This is a genomic window from Methylobacterium sp. J-076 (assembly GCF_022829405.1).
Classification (GTDB): domain Bacteria; phylum Pseudomonadota; class Alphaproteobacteria; order Rhizobiales; family Beijerinckiaceae; genus Methylobacterium.
Genome location: NZ_JAKSXW010000111.1, coordinates 11875 through 33396, shown reverse-complemented (window position 1 = coordinate 33396; position 21522 = coordinate 11875). Strand labels below are relative to the sequence as shown.

General features: G+C 71.9%; 19 protein-coding genes. 13 read left to right on the top strand and 6 right to left on the bottom strand.

Features of this window, described 5'->3' with window-relative positions; translation table 11 throughout:
• The first annotated feature begins 82 nt into the window (after positions 1 to 82).
• A complete protein-coding gene (locus MKK53_RS09865; RefSeq protein WP_243928522.1) occupies positions 83 to 343 on the top strand; it encodes a hypothetical protein in 261 nt (86 codons plus the stop codon).
• A 106-nt stretch (positions 344 to 449) separates the two neighbouring features.
• Here MKK53_RS09865 and MKK53_RS09860 read toward each other — a convergent pair whose 3' ends face one another.
• Positions 450 to 1367, bottom strand: coding sequence for a neutral zinc metallopeptidase (locus MKK53_RS09860; RefSeq protein ID WP_243928521.1), 918 nt, complete (start codon positions 1365 to 1367; stop codon positions 450 to 452).
• Between the two features lie 80 nt (positions 1368 to 1447).
• Complete coding sequence (locus tag MKK53_RS09855) at positions 1448 to 2323, bottom strand: uracil-DNA glycosylase family protein (RefSeq protein ID WP_243928520.1); 876 nt, start codon at positions 2321 to 2323, stop codon at positions 1448 to 1450.
• Between the two features lie 242 nt (positions 2324 to 2565).
• Between MKK53_RS09855 and MKK53_RS09850 the strand changes: the two genes are divergently transcribed.
• The 4 genes from MKK53_RS09850 to MKK53_RS09835 all read left to right on the top strand — a co-directional run bounded on the left by MKK53_RS09850 (position 2566) and on the right by MKK53_RS09835 (position 8739).
• The gene (locus tag MKK53_RS09850; protein ID WP_243928519.1) at positions 2566 to 4239 is read left to right on the top strand and encodes an electron transfer flavoprotein-ubiquinone oxidoreductase; all 1674 of its coding nucleotides are present in this window, start codon (positions 2566 to 2568) and stop codon (positions 4237 to 4239) included.
• A gap of 177 nt (positions 4240 to 4416) precedes the next feature.
• The gene (locus MKK53_RS09845; protein WP_243928518.1) at positions 4417 to 4689 is read left to right on the top strand and encodes a flagellar protein; all 273 of its coding nucleotides are present in this window, start codon (positions 4417 to 4419) and stop codon (positions 4687 to 4689) included.
• A gap of 160 nt (positions 4690 to 4849) precedes the next feature.
• Positions 4850 to 6727, top strand: coding sequence for a tetratricopeptide repeat protein (locus tag MKK53_RS09840; protein ID WP_243928517.1), 1878 nt, complete (start codon positions 4850 to 4852; stop codon positions 6725 to 6727).
• Between the two features lie 338 nt (positions 6728 to 7065).
• Positions 7066 to 8739 (top strand): formate--tetrahydrofolate ligase, encoded by a 1674-nt coding sequence (locus tag MKK53_RS09835; RefSeq protein ID WP_243928516.1) that lies wholly within the window; start codon positions 7066 to 7068, stop codon positions 8737 to 8739.
• A gap of 82 nt (positions 8740 to 8821) precedes the next feature.
• On the opposite strand, the gene MKK53_RS09830 is transcribed toward MKK53_RS09835, so the two are convergent.
• Positions 8822 to 10189 (bottom strand): 8-oxoguanine deaminase, encoded by a 1368-nt coding sequence (locus MKK53_RS09830; RefSeq protein ID WP_243928515.1) that lies wholly within the window; start codon positions 10187 to 10189, stop codon positions 8822 to 8824.
• 207 nt (positions 10190 to 10396) lie between these two features.
• Here MKK53_RS09830 and MKK53_RS09825 point away from each other — a divergent pair, with 207 nt between their 5' ends.
• Together MKK53_RS09825 and MKK53_RS09820 are read left to right on the top strand one after the other, a co-directional pair.
• Positions 10397 to 10897: a MarR family winged helix-turn-helix transcriptional regulator gene (locus tag MKK53_RS09825; RefSeq protein WP_243928554.1), complete on the top strand. Its 501-nt coding sequence runs from the start codon at positions 10397 to 10399 to the stop codon at positions 10895 to 10897.
• Positions 10897 to 11616, top strand: coding sequence for a response regulator (locus MKK53_RS09820; RefSeq protein WP_243928514.1), 720 nt, complete (start codon positions 10897 to 10899; stop codon positions 11614 to 11616). Before MKK53_RS09825 ends, MKK53_RS09820 begins: the two co-directional genes overlap by 1 nt.
• A 479-nt stretch (positions 11617 to 12095) precedes the next feature.
• Here MKK53_RS09820 and MKK53_RS09815 read toward each other — a convergent pair whose 3' ends face one another.
• Positions 12096 to 12842, bottom strand: a complete 747-nt coding sequence (locus MKK53_RS09815) for a YggS family pyridoxal phosphate-dependent enzyme (RefSeq protein WP_243928513.1) — start codon at positions 12840 to 12842, stop codon at positions 12096 to 12098.
• Between the two features lie 133 nt (positions 12843 to 12975).
• On the opposite strand from MKK53_RS09815, the gene leuS reads away from it, so the two are divergent.
• From leuS to MKK53_RS09795, 4 genes are all read left to right on the top strand, one after another.
• On the top strand, positions 12976 to 15555 hold the full coding sequence (gene leuS / locus MKK53_RS09810) for a leucine--tRNA ligase (RefSeq protein WP_243928512.1): 2580 nt from the start codon (positions 12976 to 12978) through the stop codon (positions 15553 to 15555).
• A 169-nt stretch (positions 15556 to 15724) separates the two neighbouring features.
• Positions 15725 to 16345, top strand: coding sequence for a hypothetical protein (locus MKK53_RS09805; RefSeq protein WP_243928511.1), 621 nt, complete (start codon positions 15725 to 15727; stop codon positions 16343 to 16345).
• A 103-nt stretch (positions 16346 to 16448) separates the two neighbouring features.
• The gene (locus tag MKK53_RS09800; RefSeq protein ID WP_243928510.1) at positions 16449 to 17450 is read left to right on the top strand and encodes an asparaginase; all 1002 of its coding nucleotides are present in this window, start codon (positions 16449 to 16451) and stop codon (positions 17448 to 17450) included.
• A 14-nt stretch (positions 17451 to 17464) separates the two neighbouring features.
• Positions 17465 to 17992, top strand: a complete 528-nt coding sequence (locus MKK53_RS09795; RefSeq protein WP_243928553.1) for an isochorismatase family protein — start codon at positions 17465 to 17467, stop codon at positions 17990 to 17992.
• Between the two features lie 9 nt (positions 17993 to 18001).
• Here the strand turns inward: MKK53_RS09795 and MKK53_RS09790 are convergent, their stop codons facing one another.
• Together MKK53_RS09790 and MKK53_RS09785 are read right to left on the bottom strand one after the other, a co-directional pair.
• Complete coding sequence (locus MKK53_RS09790; protein ID WP_243928509.1) at positions 18002 to 18589, bottom strand: sigma-70 family RNA polymerase sigma factor; 588 nt, start codon at positions 18587 to 18589, stop codon at positions 18002 to 18004.
• Positions 18586 to 18831: a NepR family anti-sigma factor gene (locus tag MKK53_RS09785; RefSeq protein ID WP_243928508.1), complete on the bottom strand. Its 246-nt coding sequence runs from the start codon at positions 18829 to 18831 to the stop codon at positions 18586 to 18588. Before MKK53_RS09785 ends, MKK53_RS09790 begins: the two co-directional genes overlap by 4 nt.
• 516 nt (positions 18832 to 19347) lie before the next feature.
• Between MKK53_RS09785 and MKK53_RS09780 the strand changes: the two genes are divergently transcribed.
• Both MKK53_RS09780 and eutC read left to right on the top strand, forming a co-directional pair.
• Entirely contained in the window at positions 19348 to 20751 is a 1404-nt protein-coding gene (locus tag MKK53_RS09780; RefSeq protein WP_243928507.1) for an ethanolamine ammonia-lyase subunit EutB, read from the top strand.
• Complete coding sequence (gene eutC, locus MKK53_RS09775) at positions 20748 to 21503, top strand: ethanolamine ammonia-lyase subunit EutC (RefSeq protein ID WP_243928506.1); 756 nt, start codon at positions 20748 to 20750, stop codon at positions 21501 to 21503. Before MKK53_RS09780 ends, eutC begins: the two co-directional genes overlap by 4 nt.
• Positions 21504 to 21522: the final 19 nt, after the last annotated feature.

The window sequence follows — 21522 nt, the reverse complement described above, 5'->3', positions numbered from 1 at the left end:
GGTCGTGCATGGCAGGCATCGTTGCCGCAACGGGGACCCGGAGGGGGCCCCCGGCGTTGCCATTCGCAACAAGGGAACGACGATGCTGTTCGGCTGGTGGAAGATGGGCATGGACCTGTCCATGCTCGCGATGGAATCCCAGGGGGTCGTGGTCCAGCGCCTCACGATGATGGCGATGGGCGGTCCCGCGGCCCAGGCCGAGGCGCAGCTGATGGTGACCGAGAAGATCCTCGCGGCCGGCGAGGCGGCCATGATGCTGGCCACGGGCGCCTCGAACGGCAAGGTGGTGAGCAGCTACCGGCGGAAGGTCCGCGCCAACGCCCTGCGCCTCAGCCGGCGGTAGGGGATCCGCTCCGGATCACTCCGCCCGTCATGGCGAGGGCGCGCCCGTCTCCCGCGCCCCGGCGGAACCACCCTCCCCCGCACAGGGGGGAGGGCGTTTCGCGTCCTCAGTTGTTCGCCGTGCGGAACGTGTCGCAGGACTTGGTCTGGCCGCTCTTGTAGCCCGCCGTGAACCAGCGCTGGCGCTGGGCCGAGCTTCCGTGGGTGAAGGAGTCCGGCACCACGTAGCCGCGGGAGCGCTGCTGGAGGGCGTCGTCGCCGATCTGGGCGGCGGCGTTCAGGGCCTCGTCGATGTCGCCCTGCTCCAGCTCGGCGTATTTGTCGTTCGAGTTCTTCGCCCAGACGCCGGCGAGGCAATCGGCCATCAGCTCGATGCGGACCGAGATGGCGTTCGCCTCGGTCTTGTCCGAGGCCTGCTGCTGCCGGGCCTGCACCTTGCCGAGGATGCCGAGCACGTCCTGCACGTGGTGGCCGACCTCGTGGGCGATGACGTAGGCGTAGGCGAAATCGCCCTTCACCCCGAACTTCGTGGCCATCTCCTTGAAGAAGCCGGTGTCCAGATAGACCTTCTTGTCCAGCGGGCAGTAGAACGGCCCCATCGCCGCCTGGGCCGAGCCGCAGCCGGAGCGGGTGCCGCCGGTGTAGAGCACGAGCGTCGTCGGCGTGTACTGCTTGCCGGTCTGCTGCGGGAGGATGGTGCTCCACACGTCCTCGGTGTTGCCGAGGATCTTGGAGGCGAAGCGCCCGCTCTCGTCGGTGGGCGCTTGGCGCCGCTTGGCCTGGGTCTGCGGGTCGGCCTGCTCCTGGCGCTGGCTGCCGCCGCCGCCGATCTGCTGGGCGCCGCCGATCAGGACCGCCGGGTTGATGCCGGTGAAGTAGCTGATGATCAGCAGGACGACGATGGTGCCGATGCCGAGGCCGCCGGCCCCGCCGCCGGGAAAGCCCATCCCGCCGCCGCCGCCGCCGCCGCCTTCACCGCGCCGGTCCTCGACATTGTCGGAGCTGCGTAGATCTTCCCAGCGCATGATCGTGCCATCCGTGCCGCACCGGCCGCATCCGGCCAGGCTCTAATGGCGGGGAGGGAGGCAGGGTTCCCACCGAACCGTCAAGCCTTGCCGTCGAGGGCCCCGCGCAGGGCCCGGAAATCCCGCCACGCCAGCCGCTTCTGCAGGGGCTGGCGCAGGAGGAAGGCCGGGTGCAGCGTGGCGAGCAGGCGCGCCTCCCGCCCCGGCAGGGCGTAGGAGAAGAACCGGCCGCGGGTCTTGAGGATGCCGTCCTTGGTGCCGGTGAGGGTCTGGGTCGCCGGGGCGCCGAGGCAGACGATCAGCTCCGGGTCGACCAGCTCGATCTGCCGCTCCACGAAGGGCTTGCACATCGCCACCTCCTGCGGGGTCGGGTTGCGGTTGCCCGGCGGACGCCACGGCACCACGTTGGCGATGTAGGCGGAGCTCCGGTCGAGGCCGATGGCCGCCATCATCTTGTCGAGGAGCTGGCCCGAGCGGCCCATGAACGGCTTGCCGATCCGGTCCTCGTCGGCGCCGGGCGCCTCGCCCAGGAACATCACCCGCGCCTGGGGATTGCCGTCGCCGAACACGAGGTTCTTGGCGGTGAAGCGCAGGGGGCAGGAGTCGAACCCGGCGAGGATCGCCTCCAGCTCCTCCAGGCTCGCCGCGTCGCGGGCCCTGGCCCTGGCATCGCCCGCGGCCTCCTCCGGCTCCGCGGCGGCGGACCGGCCATAGGTGGCCCGCGGGGGCGCCCTGGGCGCGTCCTGCGGGGGAGGGGAGGGGGGCGCCGGGGAGGGGGGAACTGCGGCGAGGGCGGCCCGGCGGGGCGCCGGCCGGGGGCGGGGGGCGGGCTCCGGCGCGTCCGCCTCGCCGAAGCGGTCGTGCGGCTGCTCGTCGAGCGCGAGATCGACCCCGGCTTCCGTGTGGAAGTCGAGATAGGCGATGAGGTCGGCCTGCGCGTCGGCGGGGTTCGGCATCACGGGGACATGGGGCTCCGGCGGCCTGTGGACAACGCCCGTTCGCGCCGCCGCGTCAAGGGGATGCGCGATGGCGGCGAGAGGCGCTGCCCCCGCATGTCCCAGGACGGCCAAGGCGCAGGCCCCGCCCGCGCCGGATGCCGCCGCGGGGACCGCGCGTCTTCATACCGGCTTGCGTTTCTAGCTTGGAATCGGTTCAGACGACAGACAAAGCTGAGACAAGAAGATCAGGAGTGGTGAGGATGGCGCTGCCCGAACGGGAGAGCATGGATTTCGACGTGGTGGTGGTGGGCGCCGGGCCGGCGGGCCTGTCCGCCGCGATCCGCCTGAAGCAGCGCGCCGCCGAGATCGGCGAGGAGATCAGCGTCGTCGTGGTGGAGAAGGGCTCCGAGGTCGGCGCCCACATCCTGTCCGGGGCGGTTGTGGACCCGATCGGCCTCGATGCCCTGCTGCCCGAATGGCGCACGGATCCCGAGCGGCCGCTCAAGACCGCCGTCGAGCGCGACGAGTTCATGATGCTCACGAAGAACAGCGGCATCACCCTGCCGAACCTGTTCTTCCCCAAGCTGATGTCGAACCACGGCAACTTCGTCGGTTCGCTCTCGAACGTCTGCAAGTACCTCGGCGTCCAGGCCGAGGCGCTGGGCGTCGAGATCTATCCGGGCTTCCCGGCCTCCGAGGTGCTGTTCGATGAGGCCGGCGCGGTGGTGGGCATCGCCACGGGCGACCTCGGCATCGGCAAGGCGGGCGAGCCGCGGGACGACTACACCCGCGGCATGGAGCTGCGCGGCAAGTACACGGTGTTCGGCGAGGGCGCCCGGGGCAACCTGACCAAGGGGCTGATCGCCCGCTACGGCCTCAACGCCAAGAGCGACCACTTCAAGTACGGGCTCGGGGTGAAGGAGCTGTGGCAGCTGGCCCCGAACAAGTTCGAGCCCGGCCTCGTCCGGCACACGATGGGCTGGCCCCTGCCGAACAAGGCCGGCGGCGGAAGCTGGCTCTACCACTTCGACGACCACCTCCTCTCGGTCGGTTTCGTGACGCACCTGAACTACGAGAACCCGACCCTGTCGCCGTTCGAGGAGTTCCAGCGCTTCAAGACCCACCCGATGATCGCCGAGACCTTCGAGGGGGCCAAGCGCATCGGCTATGGCGCCCGGGCGATCATGGAGGGCGGCTGGCAATCGGTGCCCAAGCTCGTCTTCCCCGGCGGCTGCCTCGTGGGCTGCTCGGCGGGCTTCGTGAACGTGCCGCGCATCAAGGGCTCGCACAACGCCGTGCTCTCCGGGATGCAGGCGGCCGACGCCATCGCCGACGCCCTCAAGGCCGGGCGCCAGGGTGACGAGCTCACCGCCTACGAGGCCGGCTGGCGGAACAGCCCCATCGGGGCGGACCTGAAGCCGGTGCGCAACGTGAAGCCCCTGTGGTCGCGCTACGGCACGCTCGTGGGCATCGGCCTCGGCGGGGTCGACATGTGGGCGACGAGCATCCTCGGCACCTCGCCCTTCGGCACGCTCTCCCACGGCAAGCCGGACCATGCCTGCCTCAAGCCCCTCGCGGAGGTGACGCCGATCACCTACCCGAAGCCCGACGGCAAGCTGACCTTCGACCGGCTCTCCTCGGTCTACCTGTCGAACACCAACCATGAGGAGGACCAGCCGCCCCACCTCAAGGTCCGGGACATGGAGCTGCAGAAGCGCTCCGAGCACGACGTGTTCGGCGGGCCCTCGGGCCGCTACTGCCCGGCGGGCGTCTACGAGTGGGTGGAGGACGCCGCCGCCTCGGACGGGGTGCGCTTCCAGATCAACGCGCAGAACTGCGTCCACTGCAAGACCTGCGATATCAAGGACCCGAACCAGAACATCGACTGGGTGACGCCGGAGGGGCCGGGCGGGCCGAACTACCCGAACATGTGAGCGGGCGAGGGGGCGGCGGGCCGCGCGCGGTTGCGTCGCCTCCTTTCCCGTCCAGCGCTCCGCTCGCCACGACGGCGGTGGGGATGGGAGCGGCGGGGATCCCAAAAAGCTCGAATGCGAGCGATTCCCTGAACCGGATCGTCACGGCCGGTCCCCATCCTCACCCCGGAGGTGAGGATGTCCGACGCCCTGACGATCGCGACCGGTGGCATGACCACGGCGGCCCGGCGGCTCGACGCCATCGCCGGGCAGGTCTCGACGCTCGGCACCGGCACCCTCGACACCGGCACCCTCGGCGGGGAGGGCACCGCCCTGCCGCCCGCCGCGACGGTCGACCTCTCCGCCTCCGTCCTCGGCCTGATCGAGGCCCGGACGGGCTTCGCCATGAACGCCGCCGTGGCGCGCACGGCCGACGCGATGGCCAAGCGGACCCTCGACATCCTGGCTTGAGACCCGACGACGGGCCACACCCCCCGTGCCATCCTTTCGCCTTGCGGCGGTGGCGGGATAGGTCCAGTCTCCCGGCGCTTTTCGCCCGGGCCCCTCGTGCCCCGCACACATTCAGGCGTTCGGCCCTCCCGGGCTCGGCGCCCAGGAGCCGGATCGGTTCATGACCATTCTACGCGCCCGTCGCACCGTCCCGGCGCTCGCCCTCCTGCTCGCCTCCGGACTGGCGCCCGGCGCCTTCGCCGCGCAGCCGAAGGACACGGCGTCCGTGCCGGCGGGGGATTACGAGCCTGCGGAATCCCTCGAGGGCAACTTCCTCTCCGCCTACATCGCCGGGGCGGCCCGCGACACCACCGCGGCGGCCACCTTCTACCGGGAGGCCGTGCGGGCCGACCCGCGCAACGCCGAGCTCGTGGAGCGGGCCTTCATCTCCCTGCTGGCCGACGGCGCCCTGCCGGACGCGTTCCGCACGGCGGAGAAGCTCGTCGCCCGCGACCCGACCAACGGGCTCGCGAACCTGTCGCTGGGCGTGCGCCAGATCAAGGCGAGCCAATGGGCCGCCGCCCGGCAGAACTTCTCCCGCAGCGGTCGCGGCGCCGCCACCGACCTGACCGCGACGCTCCTCACCGCTTGGTCCTATGCCGGTGCCGGCGACGGCAAGAAGGCCCTGGACACCGTCGCCAAGCTCCGGGGCGAGCGCTACTACAACACCTTCCGCGACTACCACGCCGGCCTGATCGCCGCCGTGACGGGGGACAACGCCGAGGCCGAGACGCGCCTGAAGGCGGCCTACGAGGGGGACCGCAACACCCTGCGGATCGTCGATGCCTATGCCCGCCAGGAGGCCAGCATGGGCCACACCGACGTGGCGATCCAGGCCTATACCGAGTTCGACCAGCTCTCGCCCCGCCACCCGCTGGTGCGTGACGCCCTCGACAAACTGAAGGCCGGCAAGCCCCTGGGCAAGCTCGTCACCACCGCCCAGGACGGCGCCGCCGAGGTGCTGTACGGGCTCGGCTCGGCCGGCTCGACCCAGGGCGACGAACTGCCCGCCGTGATCTACCTGCGGCTCGCCCTCTACCTCTCCCCGGACCACGCCCTCGCCCGTCTGACGCTCGCCGACACCCTCGACCGGATGAAGCAGCCCGAGCGCGCCAACGAGGCCTACGCCCAGATCCCGGCGGCCTCGCCCCTCAAGCTCAACTCCGACATCCAGATCGGCCTGAACCTGGAGCAGATGGGCAAGAGCGACGAGGCGGTCGCCCAGCTCGCCGCGGCGATGAAGGCCCATCCCGACGACATCGACGTCATCACCGCCCTCGGCAACGTCCAGCGGGCCCGCAAGCAGTACGACGACGCCGCCGCGAGCTACACCCGCGCCATCGATCTGATCGGCGACAGGCCCCTCTCGAACTACTGGACGACGTTCTACTTCCGCGGCGTCGCCTACGAGCGGGCCAAGCAATGGCCCAAGGCCGAGGCCGACCTGAAGAAGGCCCTCTCCCTGGTGCCGGACAGCCAGCCCGCCGCCAAGGCGCAGGTGCTCAACTACCTCGGCTATTCCTGGGTCGATCAGAACCTGAACATCGACGAGGCGTTCAAGCTGCTCCAGCAGGCGGCCGATTCCGCCCCCCGGGACGGCATGATCGTGGACAGCCTCGGCTGGGCCTATTTCCGCCTCGGCCGCTGGGACGACGCGGTGCGCGAACTGGAGAAGGCCGTCGAGCTGAAGTCCGGCGACCCGACCATCAACGACCACCTCGGCGACGCCTACTGGCGCTCCGGCCGCCGGCTGGAGGGCAAGTTCCAGTGGCAGCACGCCAAGGACCTGAACCCCGAGCCCGACGACCTCGCCAAGATCAACGAGAAGCTGAAGGACGGCCTGCCCGACACGGCCAAGCCGACGACCACCGCGGAGAACCCGCCCGCCCCGGTGGCCGCCCCCCACAACCCCGAGAACCCGGAACTGCCCAAGGGCGCTCCGCAGCCCCACGACGCCCCCGGCTCCGCCGACAAGCCGAAGCCCAAGACGGGCGGCTGAAGACAGGCGTCTCTGAACGCTCCCGCCCGCCAGCCCCGTCATTGCGAGCGCAGCGAAGCAATCCAGGGTGGCGGGACCTCAACGAACCGTGGCGGATCCCTGGATTGCTCCGCGTTGCTCGCAATGACGGCGCGGGTGTCGGGGCCCGCCCGTGAGCGCGAACACCGCCCCGGCGGGACAAGTCCTTTTTGTCCCGCGCTTGAGAAAAATCGGCGCGCATTTTCCGGCGCTTTGCCGCACATTACCGGCCACGATCGCACCGAGCCGCCCCCTGAGCGGCCCGCCTCGCACGGCACCGTCCGGCGGGGCACCGTGCGGGTGACAGGGAGGGAAACGCCATGCCGTCCGATATCGAGATCGCCCGCGCGGCGACCCTCAGGCCGATCGCCCAGGTCGCCGAGAAGCTCGGCATCCCGGACGAGGCGCTGCACAATTACGGCAAGCACATCGCCAAGCTCGACCACGGCTTCATCGGCTCCCTCGAAGGGCGGCCGGAGGGCAAGCTGGTCCTCGTCACGGCGATTTCCCCGACCCCGGCCGGCGAGGGCAAGACCACCACCACGGTGGGCCTGGGCGATGCCCTGAACCGCATCGGCGAGAAGACGATGATCTGCCTGCGCGAGCCCTCGCTCGGCCCGTGCTTCGGCATGAAGGGCGGCGCGGCCGGCGGCGGCAAGGCGCAGGTCGTGCCGATGGAGCAGATCAACCTGCACTTCACCGGCGACTTCCACGCCATCACCTCGGCACACAGCCTCGCGGCGGCGCTGATCGACAACCACGTCTACTGGGCGAACGAGCTCAACATCGACGTGCGCCGCATCTTCTGGCGCCGGGTGGTCGACATGAACGACCGGGCCCTGCGCGCCATCACCCAGTCGCTGGGCGGCGTCGCCAACGGCTTCCCCCGCGAGGACGGGTTCGACATCACCGTCGCCTCCGAGGTGATGGCGGTGTTCTGCCTCGCCAAGGACCTCGCGGACCTGGAGGAGCGGCTGGGCCGCATCGTCATCGCCGAGACCCGCGACCGCAAGCTCGTGACGCTCAAGGACGTGAAGGCCACGGGCGCCATGACGGTGCTCCTGAAGGACGCCCTGCAGCCGAACCTCGTGCAGACGCTGGAGGGCAACCCGGCCCTCATCCACGGCGGGCCCTTCGCCAACATCGCCCACGGCTGCAACTCGGTCATCGCCACCCGCACCGGCCTGCGGCTGGCCGACTACACCGTGACCGAGGCGGGCTTCGGCGCCGACCTCGGGGCGGAGAAGTTCCTCGACATCAAGTGCCGGCAGGCCGGCATCAGCCCCTCGGCGGTGGTGATCGTGGCCACCGTCCGCGCCCTCAAGATGCACGGCGGCGTCAACAAGAAGGACCTCGGCTCCGAGAACGTCGCGGCCCTGGAGACGGGCTTCGCCAACCTCGCCCGCCACGTCACCAACGTGCGCAGCTTCGGCCTGCCGGTGGTGGTGGCGGTGAACCACTTCTACGCCGACACCGATGCCGAGCACACCCGGCTGAAGGCGCTGTGCCAGGAGAAGCTCGGCGTCGAGGCCATCACCTGCAAGCACTGGGCGGATGGCGGGGCAGGGGCCGAGGAGCTGGCCCGCGCCGTGGTGCGCCTCGCCGAGGGCGGCGCGCAGCCGATCACCTACGCCTACGAGACCGAGGCGAAGCTGTCGGACAAGATCCGCGCCATCGCCACCAAGCTCTACGGCGCGGGGGGCATCCAGATCGAGTCGAAGGCCGCGCAGAAGCTCGCCGCCTTCGAGAAGGACGGCTACGGCCACCTGCCGATCTGCATGGCCAAGACGCAGTACTCGTTCTCCACCGATCCCGCGCTGATGGGCGCCCCCGAGGGCCACGTGGTGGCGGTGCGCGATGTGCGCCTCTCGGCCGGCGCCGGCTTCATCGTGGCGATCTGCGGGGAGATCATGACCATGCCGGGCCTCCCCCGCGTCCCGGCGGCGGACACGATCCGCCTCGACGCGGACGGGCAGATCGACGGGCTCTTCTAAGAAGCAAAGCCCCGCGAGGGTCATCGGGGCCCGCCCCGATGACCCCACCGAAGGGCATGACGCCCTTCGGCCCCCTCCTCCTTCACCCCCGCCCGAACAGCTCCCGCGCCAGCCGCGAATGCGCCTCGCGCAGGGCCACGGGATCGACGCCGAGGGGCTGGCCGTCCATCACCCGCCAGCGGCCGGCCACCATCACCCGGTCGGCGCGGGAGGCCCCGCACAGCACCAGGGCGGCCAGGGGATCGTGGGCGCCGGAGAAGCGCAGCTCGTCCAGGGTGAACAGGGCGAGGTCGGCCTCCATCCCCGGGGCGATGCGGCCGATGTCGGTGCGGCCGAGGCAGCGGGCCGAGCCCTCGCTCGCCCAGCGCAGGGCGTCCCGGTGGGTGACGGCCGGCGCCCCATACGTGAGGCGGTTCAGCATCACCGCGTGGCGCACCGCCTCCATCAGGTTCGAGCTGTCGTTGGAGGCCGAGCCATCGACGCCGAGGCCGACGGGCGAGCCCGCCGCCTCCAGCTCGCAGGTGCGGCAGCGGCCCGAGGCCAGGGTCATGTTGGAGGTCGGGCAGTGGCACACCCCGACGCCGGCCCTGCCGAGGCGGGTGACCTCCGAATCGGTGAAGTGGATGCCGTGGGCGAGCCACACCCGGTCGGACAGCCAGCCGACCTCCTCCAGGTAGTCCACCGGGCGGTATCCGAACATCGCCTGGCAGTAATCGTCCTCGTCCAGGGTCTCGCCGAGGTGGGTGTGGAGCCGGCAGCCGTGGCGGGCGGCGAGCGCCGCGCTCTCGCGCATCAGACGCTTCGTCACCGCGAAGGGCGAGCAGGGGGCGAGGCCGATCTGGATCATCGCCCCGGGGGCGGGGTCGTGGAACAGGTTCAGCACCCGCTCGCTGTCGGCGAGCACGGTGTCGTCGTCCTGGGTGAGGGCGCGGGGCGGCAGGCCGCCCTCCTCGTCGCACAGGGTCATCGAGCCTCGGGTGATGCAGGCGCGGATGCCGAGCGCGCGGGCCTCCTCCACCTGGATGTCCACCGCCTGCTCCAGCCCCTTCGGGAAGAGGTAGTGGTGGTCCCCCGCCGTGGTGCAGCCGGAGAGCAGGAGTTCGGTGAAGGCCACCCGCGTCGCCAGCCGGAACGCCTCCGGGGTGATCGCCCCCCAGACCGTGTAGAGCGCCTTCAGCCAGGGGAAGAGCGGCTTGTCGATCGCCAGGGGGTGGGCGCGGGTGAGGGTCTGGAAGAAGTGGTGGTGGGTGTTCACGAGGCCGGGGATGATGACGTGGCGCGAGGCGTCCACGGTCTCGTCCACCGGGCGCGTGGGCCGGGCGCCGGCGGGCACGCATTCGGCGATGCGCGTGCCCTCGACCACGAGGCCGCCGCCGGAATCCTCGGCGAGGATCGCCAGGGGGTTGCGAATCCACAGGCGGCGGGCGCCCGCCGCGGCTGGGCTGTCCATGCGTCCTCCGGTCGGGTCGGTTCTGTCCCTCAGGGGTATCGGATGGGCCGCATTCCCCGCAAGCCTGTCCGGCCCGGCGGACCGCCAGGGTTGACGGGCTGCGCCTGCGCTGAGACACGTCGGGGGGACTGACCCATCGCCCGTTCGGGGAGCGGCCGCGCCGTGACACCGATTGCCCCGCGCGAGGAACCCTTCGTCTCGAAATCCGTGGTCGCCGCCACGCGGCCGGAGCCGGCCGGCGACGACCTGATCGAGCTCCTGTTCTTCGCCTATCGCGACTTCGTCGGCGACCCGGACCGGATCCTGGCCGATTACGGCTTCGGCCGGGCCCACCACCGGGTGCTGCATTTCGTCGATCGCTACCCCGGCCTGACGATCGCCGAGCTGCTCGACATCCTGCGGATCACCAAGCAGAGCCTGAACCGGGTGCTCAAGGACCTGATCGGGCAGGGCTACGTCGTCCAGCAGCCGGGCACCAGCGACCGGCGCCAGCGCCTCCTCTCCTGCACCGAATCGGGGGCGGCGCTCGCGGCCGACCTCACCCGCGTCCAGGCCCGGCGGCTGGCCCGGGCGCTGGCCAGCCCGGACGCGGGCGCCTCACCGGAGGATTTCCTGATGGCGATGATCGAGCCGGAGGACCGCCAGGCGATCCGCCGCCTGATGGCCCGCCGGACCGTGCGGCCCGCCCGGGGCGGGGAGGGCGCCTGATGTCGGGCTCCCCCCGGCCCGAGGTGGCCGACCTGCCCGACGAGGCCCCCCACATCCTCGTGGTCGATGACGACCGGCGCCTGCGCGAGCTCCTGGCCCGCTACCTCGCCGAGCAGGGGTTCCGGGTGACGGCGGCGGCGAGCGCGGCGGAGGCCCGGGCGCGGGCCCAGGCCCTCGTCTTCGACGCCATGGTGCTCGACGTGATGATGCCCGACGAGAACGGGTTCGATTACGCCCGCAGCGTCCGCGAGACCTCGAAGGTGCCGATCCTGATGCTCACCGCCCGCTCGAACCCGAACGACCGGGTGATGGGCCTCGAGATCGGCGCCGACGACTACCTGCCCAAGCCCTTCGACCCGCGGGAGCTGACGCTGCGGCTCAACAACATCATCAACCGCGGCCCCGTCCGCCCCCGGGATGCGGACGCCGCCCCCGTGGCCTTCGGGCCGTTCGTGTTCCGCCCCGACCGGGGGGAGTTGCGCCGGGACGGGGAGACGATCCGCATCACCGAGCGCGAGCGCGAGATCCTGGCGATCCTCGCCCACGCCGCCGGGGCGGGGGTGGAGCGCGAGCAGCTCGCGGGCGCGGGGGGCGCGGCGGCCGAGCGGGCGATCGACGTGCAGATGAACCGCCTGCGCCGGAAGATCGAGGTCGATCCCGCCAACCCGTCCTTCCTGCAGACGGTGCGGGGCGTCGGCTACCGCCTGGTCATCGACTGATCGGGGGCGTTGTCAGGGTCCCGGCGATGGGGCGGTCTCGTCCCGGCCGCGTCCTCATCCTGGGTGTCCCTCCTGCCGCGCGGTCGCCGCGGGCCCCCTCGCCCCGCCTGGGGGGAGAGGGTTTTGCCGACCTCGTCGTCGGCGAAACGAGGCGGCAGCCGAAGGTGAGGGGGCGTGCCGGACGAGACTCCTCCGGGAAGCCCCCTCACTGCCGCTCCGGCTTCGCCTGCGCGTCCCGGCGACACGACGGGGTGTCGCCGGGCCTCTCCCCTCCTCCTGACATGACGGCGGGACAATCAGTCCCGTCCCACCCACCCCCTCATCCTGAGGTGCCCGCGCCAGCGGGCCTCGAAGGAGGGGGCCAGCGCACACCGCGATCCCTGGAGCCCTCCTGCGAGGCCGCTCACGCCGCACCTCCGGATGAGGGGGTGGGGGGGATAAGACCGGCTTCCCGGCCAGACCCTCGGGCCCTCTAGTTGTCAGGAAGCGTCGCCCTTCGGCACCCGCCGCCCGAAGATGGCGGTGCCGACCCGGACATGGGTCGCGCCCACCTGGATCGCCGCCGGGTAGTCGGCGCTCATGCCCATCGACAGGATCGGCAGGTTGCGCTCGTGGGCCAGCTTCGCCAGCAGGGCGAAATGGGCCGAGGGCGGGTCCTCCGCGGGGGGGATGCACATCAGGCCATGGATCGCCAGCCCGTGCGTGTCGCGGCACGCGGTGAGCAGGGTGTCGAGCTGGCCCACGGGGATGCCGCCCTTCTGCGGCTCGTCGCCGGTGTTCACCTGGATCAGCAGCGTGGGCGTGCGCCCGGTGCGGGCGATCTCCTTGGCGATGGCCGCGGCCAGCGACGGGCGGTCGAGGGAGTGGATCACGTCGAACAGGGCCACCGCCTCCCGCGCCTTGTTGGACTGCAGGGGGCCGACGAGGTGCAGCTCCACATCCGGGTAGCGCTCCTTCAGCGCCGGCCACTTGGCGGCCGATTCCTGCACGTAGTTCTCGCCGAACAGGCGCTGGCCGGCCTCCAGCGCCGGCAGGATGCCCCCGGCGGGCACCGTCTTCGAGATGGCGATGAGGTGGACCTCCGCGGGGTCGCGCTCGCTGTCCCGGGCCGCGCGGGCGACGCCCGCGCGCACCTCCGCGAGCCCGGCGGCGACGTCGGCCTCGCCCACCGGGGGCAGGTGGCCGGTCTCGGCGCGGGGGGGCGGTCCGGGCAGGGGCGCGGCCATGCTCTGTCTCCTCGATCTGGCAGGTGCCGGGCAAGCACGGACGCGGCGGCCATGCAAGGCCCGTTGACCCGCGCCCGCGCGGATATGCTACTGCGCCGCAACGCGATCCCGCCCCCGCGACAGACCCGGCCCGATGACCGACGCACCGACACCGATCGAACGCTACAACGCCAAGGACGCCGAGCCGCGCTGGCAGGCGGCGTGGTCGCAGGCCAAGATCTTCGAGACGGACAACGCCGACCAGCGCCCGAAATACTACGTGCTGGAGATGTTCCCGTACCCGTCCGGACGCATCCACATGGGCCACGTCCGCAACTACGCGATGGGCGACGTGGTGGCCCGCTACAAGCGCGCCCGCGGCTTCAACGTGCTCCACCCGATGGGCTGGGACGCCTTCGGCCTGCCGGCCGAGAACGCCGCCATGGAGCGCAAGGTCAACCCGCGCACCTGGACCTACGAGAACATCGCCACCATGCGCGGGCAGCTCCAATCGATGGGCCTGTCCCTCGACTGGAGCCGGGAGATCGCGACCTGCGACCCCGCCTACTACAAGCACCAGCAGCGCATGTTCCTCGACTTCCTCGACAAGGGGTTGGTGACGCGCCGCACGGCCAAGGTGAACTGGGACCCGGTGGACCACACCGTGCTCGCCAACGAGCAGGTGATCGACGGGCGCGGCTGGCGCTCCGGCGCCCTGGTGGAGCAGCGCGAGCTGACCCAGTGGTTCTTCAAGATCACCGATTTCGCGGAGGATCTGCTCACCGCCCTCGACGGCCTCGACCGCTGGCCGGAGAAGGTCCGGCTGATGCAGAAGAACTGGATCGGCCGCTCGCAGGGGCTGGAGGTCCGCTTCACGCTGACCACGAGTGTTGCCGGCTATGGAGATGATCTCGCCGTCTACACCACCCGGCCGGACACGCTGTTCGGCGCCAAGTTCCTGGCCATCGCCGCCGACCACCCCATCGCCGCCTCCCTCGCCGCGGGCAACGCCCCGCTGCAGGACTTCATCGGCGAGTGCCAGCGCATCGGCACGGCGCAGGCGGCCATCGACACGGCGGAGAAGCTCGGCTTCGACACCGGCCTGACGGTGCGCCACCCCCTCGACCCGTCCTGGGAGTTGCCGGTCTACGTCGCGAACTTCGTGCTGATGGAATACGGCACCGGCGCGGTGTTCGGGTGCCCGGCCCACGACCAGCGCGACCTCGACTTCGCCAACAAGTACGGCCTCGGCAACACGCCGGTCGTCTGCCCCGTGGATCAGGACCCCGCCACCTTCGTCATCACCGACACCGCCTATGACGGCGACGGGCGGATGATCCACTCGCGCTTCCTCGACGGGATGGGCACGGACGAGGCGTTCGAGGCCGTGGCGGGCCGGCTCGAAGGGGAGGGGGTCGCCACCCGCAAGGTGCAGTTCCGCCTGCGCGACTGGGGCGTCTCGCGCCAGCGCTACTGGGGCTGCCCGATCCCGATCATCCACTGCGACAGCTGCGGCCCGGTGCCGGTGCCGGTCGGGGACCTGCCGGTGACGCTGCCGGAGGAGGTCTCCTTCGACCAGCCCGGCAACCCGCTGGAGCGGGACGCGGCGTGGCGGCAGGTGCCCTGCCCGCGATGCGGCGCGGCGGCCCGGCGCGAGACCGACACGATGGACACCTTCGTGGACTCGTCGTGGTACTTCGCTCGCTTCACCGCCCCGTGGCTGACGGACCAGCCCACCGACGCGGACACCGTGAACCGCTGGCTTCCGGTGGACCAGTATATCGGCGGCATCGAGCACGCGATCCTGCACCTGCTCTACGCCCGGTTCTTCACCCGGGCGATGCGGGAGACCGGCTGGTCCGGCGTGTCCGAGCCCTTCGCCGGCCTGTTCACGCAGGGCATGGTGGTCCACGAGACCTACAAGGACGCGGCCGGGGCCTGGGTGCCGCCCTCCGATGTGCGCCTCACCGCCGAGGGGGGCGAGCGCCAGGCGTTTCACGTGAAAACCCAGGGCCCCATCTCGATCGGCCCGATCGAGAAGATGTCGAAGTCGAAGAAGAACGTCGTCGATCCGGACGACATCATCGCGAGCTACGGCGCCGACACCGCCCGCTGGTTCATGCTCTCCGACTCGCCCCCCGAGCGCGACGTGATCTGGACGGAGGAGGGCGTGCAGGGCGCCGCCCGGTTCGTGCAGCGGGTGTGGCGCCTCGTCAACGCCGCCTCCGCCGCCACCGGGGACGGCGCCGCCGACCTCGCCCTGCGCAAGGCGGCACACCAGGCGCTGGCCCGGGTGGGCGAGGATGTGGAGCGCCTGCGCTTCAACCGCTGCGTCGCCCATGTCTACACCCTCGCCAACGCCCTGGACGAGGCCCTGCGCGGCCCCGTCTCGCAGGCGGCGGCCCGGGAGGCGGCGGGCATCCTGGTGCAGCTGATCGCGCCGATGATGCCCCACCTCGCCGAGGAGTGCTGGACGGCGCTCGGCCGGGACGGCCTCGTGGCCGCGGCGCCCTGGCCCGAGGCCGAGGCGGGCCTGCTGGTGGAGGACGAGATCACCCTGCCGGTGCAGATCAACGGCAAGAAGCGGGCGGACGTCACCGTCCCGCGGGAGGCCGACGCCAAGGCGGTCGAGGCGGCGACGCTCGCCCTCGAGGCCGTGCAGAAGGCGCTGGACGGCAAGGCCCCGCGGAAGGTGATCGTCGTGCCGGGGCGGATCGTGAACCTCGTGGTGTGATCCGCGGCGCGGGGATGCGCGGCCGGATCGGTCGCGCATCCCGTGCCCACATCCGCGGTGAAGGGGTGCATCCCCGGATCACGGCAACACCATCTTAAGAACGGTGTGGGTATTTTGCACACAGACCCGCTGCCGGGCGTACCGGCGATTCTGTGTCGAGACCACCGCCGTGACCAGCATATCGACCGCAACCCAGGTCTATACGCCCCCATCGACCTCCCGGGCCCATTCGGGCAAGAACCGGATGGCCGACGCCATCCAGCAGCAGGAGGCGAGCGGCGCGCTGAGCAGCACCGACGCCACCGCCCTGACCAGCGCCCTCGGCTCGATCGATTCGAGCCTGTCGGGCACCTCGACGGCGAGCACCTCCGGTTCGTCGAGCGGCACCACCCTCGATCCGTCCTCCATCAAGGACCGGATCGACAGCCTGATCTCGGACCAGCAGAGCAGCGGTGCCCTCACCAGCGATCAGGCGAGCGCCCTGAAGAACCTCTTCGCCAGCCACGGCAAGAGCGTCTCCAGCAGCGGTGATTCGGACGGCGACGGCGGCGGCCCCGACGGTCCCCCGCCCGGCCCGCCCCCCGGCGGCATCGGCTCCGGCGGGTCCTCTTCGGGGGATTCCTCCTCCGTGGGCGCGACCTCCGGCACCTCCGGCACCTCGGCCGGCGATCTGCTCAGCACCTTCATCCAGCAGCTCCAGGCCGCCCAGTCGAACGGCTCCAGCTACGCCGCGAGCGGACAGACGAGCAGCGCGCAATCCTCCGCCCTGCTGTTCGACTTCAAGAGCTGAACCGGCGTTCGACCGCGGCGGGTTGCCTGCCGCGGCCGGTCTGGTGCACTCGGTCTCCATCGGGCGCATCCGCATGCGCGGCGGACGGAGGCAGGGGGACGCGATGACCGGCAAACCGAAGGTGGCCTTCATCGGCACGGGTGGGACGATCTCGTCCCTCGGCCGGGATTCCCTCGATATCCTCGACTACACCGCCACCGACCGGCGGCTCGACGCCGGGGCCATCGTCGCGGCGGTGCCGGAGCTGGCGGGCGTGGCCGAGGTGGTGCCGGTGCCGTTCCGGGCGGTGCCGAGCCCGGCCATCGGCTTCGCCGAGTGGCGGGACCTCGTCCTGCTCTGCGAGCGCGCGGTGGCGGACCATTCCAACCTCGCGGGCATCGTCATCGGCCACGGCACGGCCACCCTCGAAGAGACCGCCTATGCCTTGAGCCTCACCCTCACCGTGGCGGTGCCGGTGGTGCTGGTGGGCTCGCAGCGGCCGATGAGCGCCCTGTCGAGCGATGCCAAGCTCAACCTCGTCGCGGCGGTGCAGACCGCGGCCGCGCCGGAATCCCGCGGGCGCGGCGTGCTCGTGGTGCTCAACGACGAGATCCAGGCGGCGCGGGAGGTCACCAAGACCTCCGTCACCCGGCTCCAGACCTTCCGCACCCCCGATTTCGGGGTGCTCGGCCACGTCGATGGCGGCAGCGTGCGCTACTACCGCCGGGCCGAGCGGGCGCACGCCCCCGGCACCCCCTTCGACATCCGCCGCCTCGCGGCCCTGCCCCGGGTCGACATCGCCTACGGCTACGCCGACGCGGACGGGACGGCCGTGCGGGCGTTCCGGGCGGCGGGGGCGCGGGGCCTCGTCTCGGCCGGGCTCGCGCCGGGGATGGTCCCGCCCGGGGAGGCGGACGCCCTGGCCGAGGCGGTGGAGGCCGGGCTGCCGGTGGTGATGTCCACCCGCGCGGGCAGCGGCATCGTGCCCCTCACGACGCGGCTGCGGGAGCGGGGCATCCTCAGCGCCGACAACCTGACGCCGCAGAAGGCCCGCATCCTGCTGGCGCTGTCGCTCACCGTCACGCAGGATCCGGCCGCCATCGCCGGCTACTTCGCCACCTACTGAAAGGACGGGCCATGCTGCCGCCGATCGACCCCGCCCGCTCCCTGCTCGTGCTGATCGATCTCCAGGCCCGGCTCGTCCCGGCCATCGCGGAGGCCGGGGCGGTGGTGGCCAATGCGGGGCGGCTGCGCGAGGCGGCGGCGCTCCTGGGCGTGCCGCTCCTGCTCACCGAGCAGAACCCGGCCGCACTCGGCCCCACCGTCCCGGAACTCGCGGGCGGCGAGACGGTCGCGAAGATGGAGTTCGACGTCACCCGCAGCGAGGGCTTCCTCGCCCGCCTCCCGGCGGAGGCGGAGGTGATCCTCGCCGGCTGCGAGGCGCATATCTGCGTGCTGCAGACGGCCCTCGGCCTGATGGCGGCGGGCCGGCGGGTGCGGATCGTGCGCGACGCGGTCGGCTCCCGGCGCACGGACAACCGCGAGGCGGCGCTCTCCCGCCTCGCGGCCCACGGGGCCGACATCGTCACCACCGAGATGGTGGTGTTCGAATGGCTCGGCAGCGCCGCCCACCCCCGCTTCCGGGACGTGGTGCGGCTCATCAAGTAGCGGCCGGGCTCAGCGCTCCACCAGGGCCGCCCGGGTCGCCCCGTCCGCGCCGATGTCGTCCGTGCCGTGCATGCCCAGGCTCTCGATCAGCCGCACCCGGGCGCGGCTCACCCGGCTCTTGATGGTGCCCACCGCCACGCCGCAGATCTCCGCCGCCTCCTCGTAGGTGAAGCTCTGGGCGCCCACGAGGATCAGCGCCTCGCGCTGGGCCTGGGGCAGCAGGTTCAGGGCATCCTGGAACTGCGCCATCTCCATCCGCACCTCCTGCTCGGGCAGGGAGGCGAGGCGGCCGGCATGGACGCCGTCGGCATCCTCCACCTCGCGCTTGCGCTTGCGCTGCTCGGAGTAGAACAGGTTGCGCAGGATGGTGAACAGCCACGCCGTGAGGTTGGTGCCCCGGCGGAAGCTCTCCGCCTTGGTCCAGGCGCGCACCAGCGTGTCCTGCACGAGGTCGTCGGAGCGGTCGAGGTCGTAGGTCAGCGAGAAGGCGAAGGCCCGCAGCGCCGGGATCGATCCCAGGAGGAGCTCGCGCATCTCCGAGTCGGCGCCCGGGGGCGTCCCCACCGGCGGGGCGGTCGGAGCGAGGGTCTGCATCATCGCGGAAGCTCCCGTTCGGCGCGCTCGGACCCCCCGCCCTGGTCGGCGAGGTCGTCCAGCAGGGCGCGCAGGTGGTGGGGGATCGGCAGAGCCAGAACCTGCGCGTAGTGCCGCTGAAGCTCCCGCCCGATCCGGCCGCGGGAGACGGCATCGACGGAGCCCCGCCGGGGCCGCGCGGCCTCCTCCGTCGGGCCTTCCCTGATCGTCGCCGGGCCGGCTCCGTCCTCGTGATCCTGCGCCATCGTCTCGTCCTGTCGGACGGGCGAGCCCGGATGACCGCCGTGCGGACCGACCGATGGGATCGTGCCCGTCCGGCGGCGTTCCGGCGCGTCGCCCTGATGACGTCGCTGGTATGAGGTGGGGATTTAATCGGTTGTGAACTCTGTATTCATCAACCATTAATCAAATAATACAGCTAAGATCGAAAGTGTTTCTGTATCGTTACAAGTTACAATTCAGAAATAATCATGAGCTTGGCAATGACTATTGCACGTGCGGGATGAACCCCGGCTGAGCGCGCGGGCCGCGGCGGGGGGCGGCCGGGGTGATCGTATCCCGCCCGTGCGCGCAAGCGGCGGAAGGGCCGCCGACCCGCCCGCCGGACCCCGAGGGGCCCGCCTCGGCGGACCGCGAAGGAGGGGGCGTCGGGGGCGGGCGGCCGGACGCGATTCCCCCGGCGGGCGGAGTCCATGGGGCCGCCCCTGGCGTTCGGCTTGCAGAGGGGCGAGGATCGCGCCCCTGTCCCGGGAGGTCCCGTCATGGCGTACACGACCGTCATCGAAGGCACGCGCTTCTCGTTTCCGGACCTGAAGAGCCTGATGGCCAAGGCGACGCCCGCCCGCTCGGGCGACCAGCTCGCGGGCATCGCGGCGGAGGGCCCGGTGGAGCGGCTGGCGGCGCAGATCGCGCTGGCCGACCTGCCCCTCAAGGCGTTCCTGGCGCAGGAACTGATCCCCTCCGAGGAGGACGAGGTCTCCGACCTCATCGCCCGGCGGCACGACCGGGCCGCCTTCGCGCCCGTCTCCTCCCTCACGGTCGGGGCGTTCCGGGAATGGCTGCTCTCGCCGGAGGCCGACGGGGCGGCGCTGGCCGCCCTCGCCCCCGGCCTGACGCCGGAGATGGTGGCGGCCGCGGCCAAGCTCTGCCGGCTGCAGGACCTGCTGGCCATCGCCGCCAAGCGCCCCGTGGTCACGCGCTTCCGCTCGACGATCGGCCTGCCCGGCCGCCTTTCCACCCGCAACCAGCCCAACCACCCCACCGATTCCTCGGAAGGGATCCTCGTCTCCGCCCTCGACGGGCTGCTGATGGGCTCGGGCGATGCGGTGATCGGCGTGAACCCGGCCACCGATTCCCTGCCCGACTACATCCGCATCGTCGAGCTTCTGGAGACCCTGCGCCTGCGCCTCGGGGTGCCGACCCAGCATTGCTGCCTCGGCCACGTCACCGTGGCGATCGAGGCGATGGGGCGGGGGGCGCCGGTGGACCTCGTGTTCCAGTCCGTGGCCGGCTCGCAGAAGGCCAATGCCGGGTTCGGCGTCGACCTCGCGGTGCTGCGGGAGGCCGCGGAGGCCGGGCGGGCGCTGGGCCGCTGCCCGGCGGACGGGCAGTTCATGTATTTCGAGACCGGCCAGGGCTCGGCCCTCTCGGCGGACGCCCACTGGGGCGTCGATCAGCAGACCATGGAGGCCCGCGCCTACGCCGTGGCCCGGGATTTCTCGCCGCTCCTCGTCAACACGGTGGTGGGCTTCATCGGGCCGGAATATCTCTACGACGGCAAGCAGATCATCCGGGCCGGGCTGGAGGACCATTTCTGCGGCAAGCTGCTCGGCCTGCCGATGGGGGTGGACGTCTGCTACACCAACCACGCCGACGCGGACGGCGAGGACATGGACGCCCTGCTCACCCTGCTCTGCGCGGCGGGGGTGAACTTCGTCATCACCGTGCCGGGGGCGGACGACGTGATGCTGAACTACCAGTCGCTCTCCCACCACGACGCCGTCTTCGCCCGCGAGACCCTGGGCCGCCCCCCGGCGCCGGAATTCGAGGCATGGCTGCGCGAGGTCGGCGTCACCGATGCGCGGGGGCGGCTGCGCGGCGCGGCGGGCGAGTTGCCGGGCGCCTTCGCCGCGGCCTCCCGCCTCCTGCCGGGGAGGGCGGCATGAGCAAGGCCCCCTCCACCCTGCGCGACCTGCGCGCCCTCACCCAGGCGCGGATCGCGCTGGGCGCCCACGGCGCCGGCCTGCCCACCGCGGCGTCCCTGGCCTTCGGCCTCGACCATGCCCGGGCCCGCGAGGCGGTCTGGACCCCCCTGGACCCGGGGGCGATCCGGGACGCCCTCCGCGCGCAGGGGCTCGAATCGGTCGAGGTCCGCTCCACCGTGGCCGACCGGGCCGAGTACCTGCGCCGGCCGGACAAAGGCCGCGCCCTCCACCCCGAATCCGCCGCCGCCCTCGACGGGGCGGGGCAGGGGTTCGACGTCGCCATCGTCATCGCGGACGGGCTCTCGGCCACGGCGGTCGCCCTCAACGCGGTGCCCGCCGCCGCGGCCCTGGCGGCCCGGGTGCGGCGGGCGGGGTGGAGCCTCGCCCCGGTGGTGGTCGCCACGCAGGGGCGGGTGGCCCTGGGCGACCCCATCGGCGCCCGCCTCCAGGCGCGGGCGGTCGTGGTGCTGATCGGCGAACGGCCGGGCCTCTCCGCCTCCGACAGCCTCGGCTGCTACGTCACCTTCGCCCCCGAGCCGGGCCTGCCGGATTCCCGGCGGAACTGCATCTCCAACATCCGCCAGGACGGGCTCTCCGTGGAGGCCGCCGCCGGGCAGGGGGAGGCCCTGCTGCGGGCGATGCTGGCCCAGGGCACCAGCGGCGTCGGCCTGCGCCGGGAGCCGCCGGCCCTGGCCGCCCCGCCGACATCATGACGGCCCCGGCGAGGCGCAG

What these genes read in the sequence shown, in the direction of transcription:
- MKK53_RS09865 (WP_243928522.1), top strand. Translation starts at nt 83, where the DNA reads ATGCTGTTCGGCTGGTGGAAGATGGGCATGGACCTGTCCATGCTCGCG.
- MKK53_RS09860 (WP_243928521.1), bottom strand. Translation starts at nt 1,367, where the DNA reads ATGCGCTGGGAAGATCTACGCAGCTCCGACAATGTCGAGGACCGGCGC.
- MKK53_RS09855 (WP_243928520.1), bottom strand. Translation starts at nt 2,323, where the DNA reads ATGCCGAACCCCGCCGACGCGCAGGCCGACCTCATCGCCTATCTCGAC.
- MKK53_RS09850 (WP_243928519.1), top strand. Translation starts at nt 2,566, where the DNA reads ATGGCGCTGCCCGAACGGGAGAGCATGGATTTCGACGTGGTGGTGGTG.
- MKK53_RS09845 (WP_243928518.1), top strand. Translation starts at nt 4,417, where the DNA reads ATGTCCGACGCCCTGACGATCGCGACCGGTGGCATGACCACGGCGGCC.
- MKK53_RS09840 (WP_243928517.1), top strand. Translation starts at nt 4,850, where the DNA reads ATGACCATTCTACGCGCCCGTCGCACCGTCCCGGCGCTCGCCCTCCTG.
- MKK53_RS09835 (WP_243928516.1), top strand. Translation starts at nt 7,066, where the DNA reads ATGCCGTCCGATATCGAGATCGCCCGCGCGGCGACCCTCAGGCCGATC.
- MKK53_RS09830 (WP_243928515.1), bottom strand. Translation starts at nt 10,189, where the DNA reads ATGGACAGCCCAGCCGCGGCGGGCGCCCGCCGCCTGTGGATTCGCAAC.
- MKK53_RS09820 (WP_243928514.1), top strand. Translation starts at nt 10,897, where the DNA reads ATGTCGGGCTCCCCCCGGCCCGAGGTGGCCGACCTGCCCGACGAGGCC.
- MKK53_RS09815 (WP_243928513.1), bottom strand. Translation starts at nt 12,842, where the DNA reads ATGGCCGCGCCCCTGCCCGGACCGCCCCCCCGCGCCGAGACCGGCCAC.
- leuS (WP_243928512.1), top strand. Translation starts at nt 12,976, where the DNA reads ATGACCGACGCACCGACACCGATCGAACGCTACAACGCCAAGGACGCC.
- MKK53_RS09800 (WP_243928510.1), top strand. Translation starts at nt 16,449, where the DNA reads ATGACCGGCAAACCGAAGGTGGCCTTCATCGGCACGGGTGGGACGATC.
- MKK53_RS09790 (WP_243928509.1), bottom strand. Translation starts at nt 18,589, where the DNA reads ATGATGCAGACCCTCGCTCCGACCGCCCCGCCGGTGGGGACGCCCCCG.
- MKK53_RS09785 (WP_243928508.1), bottom strand. Translation starts at nt 18,831, where the DNA reads ATGGCGCAGGATCACGAGGACGGAGCCGGCCCGGCGACGATCAGGGAA.
- MKK53_RS09780 (WP_243928507.1), top strand. Translation starts at nt 19,348, where the DNA reads ATGGCGTACACGACCGTCATCGAAGGCACGCGCTTCTCGTTTCCGGAC.
- eutC (WP_243928506.1), top strand. Translation starts at nt 20,748, where the DNA reads ATGAGCAAGGCCCCCTCCACCCTGCGCGACCTGCGCGCCCTCACCCAG.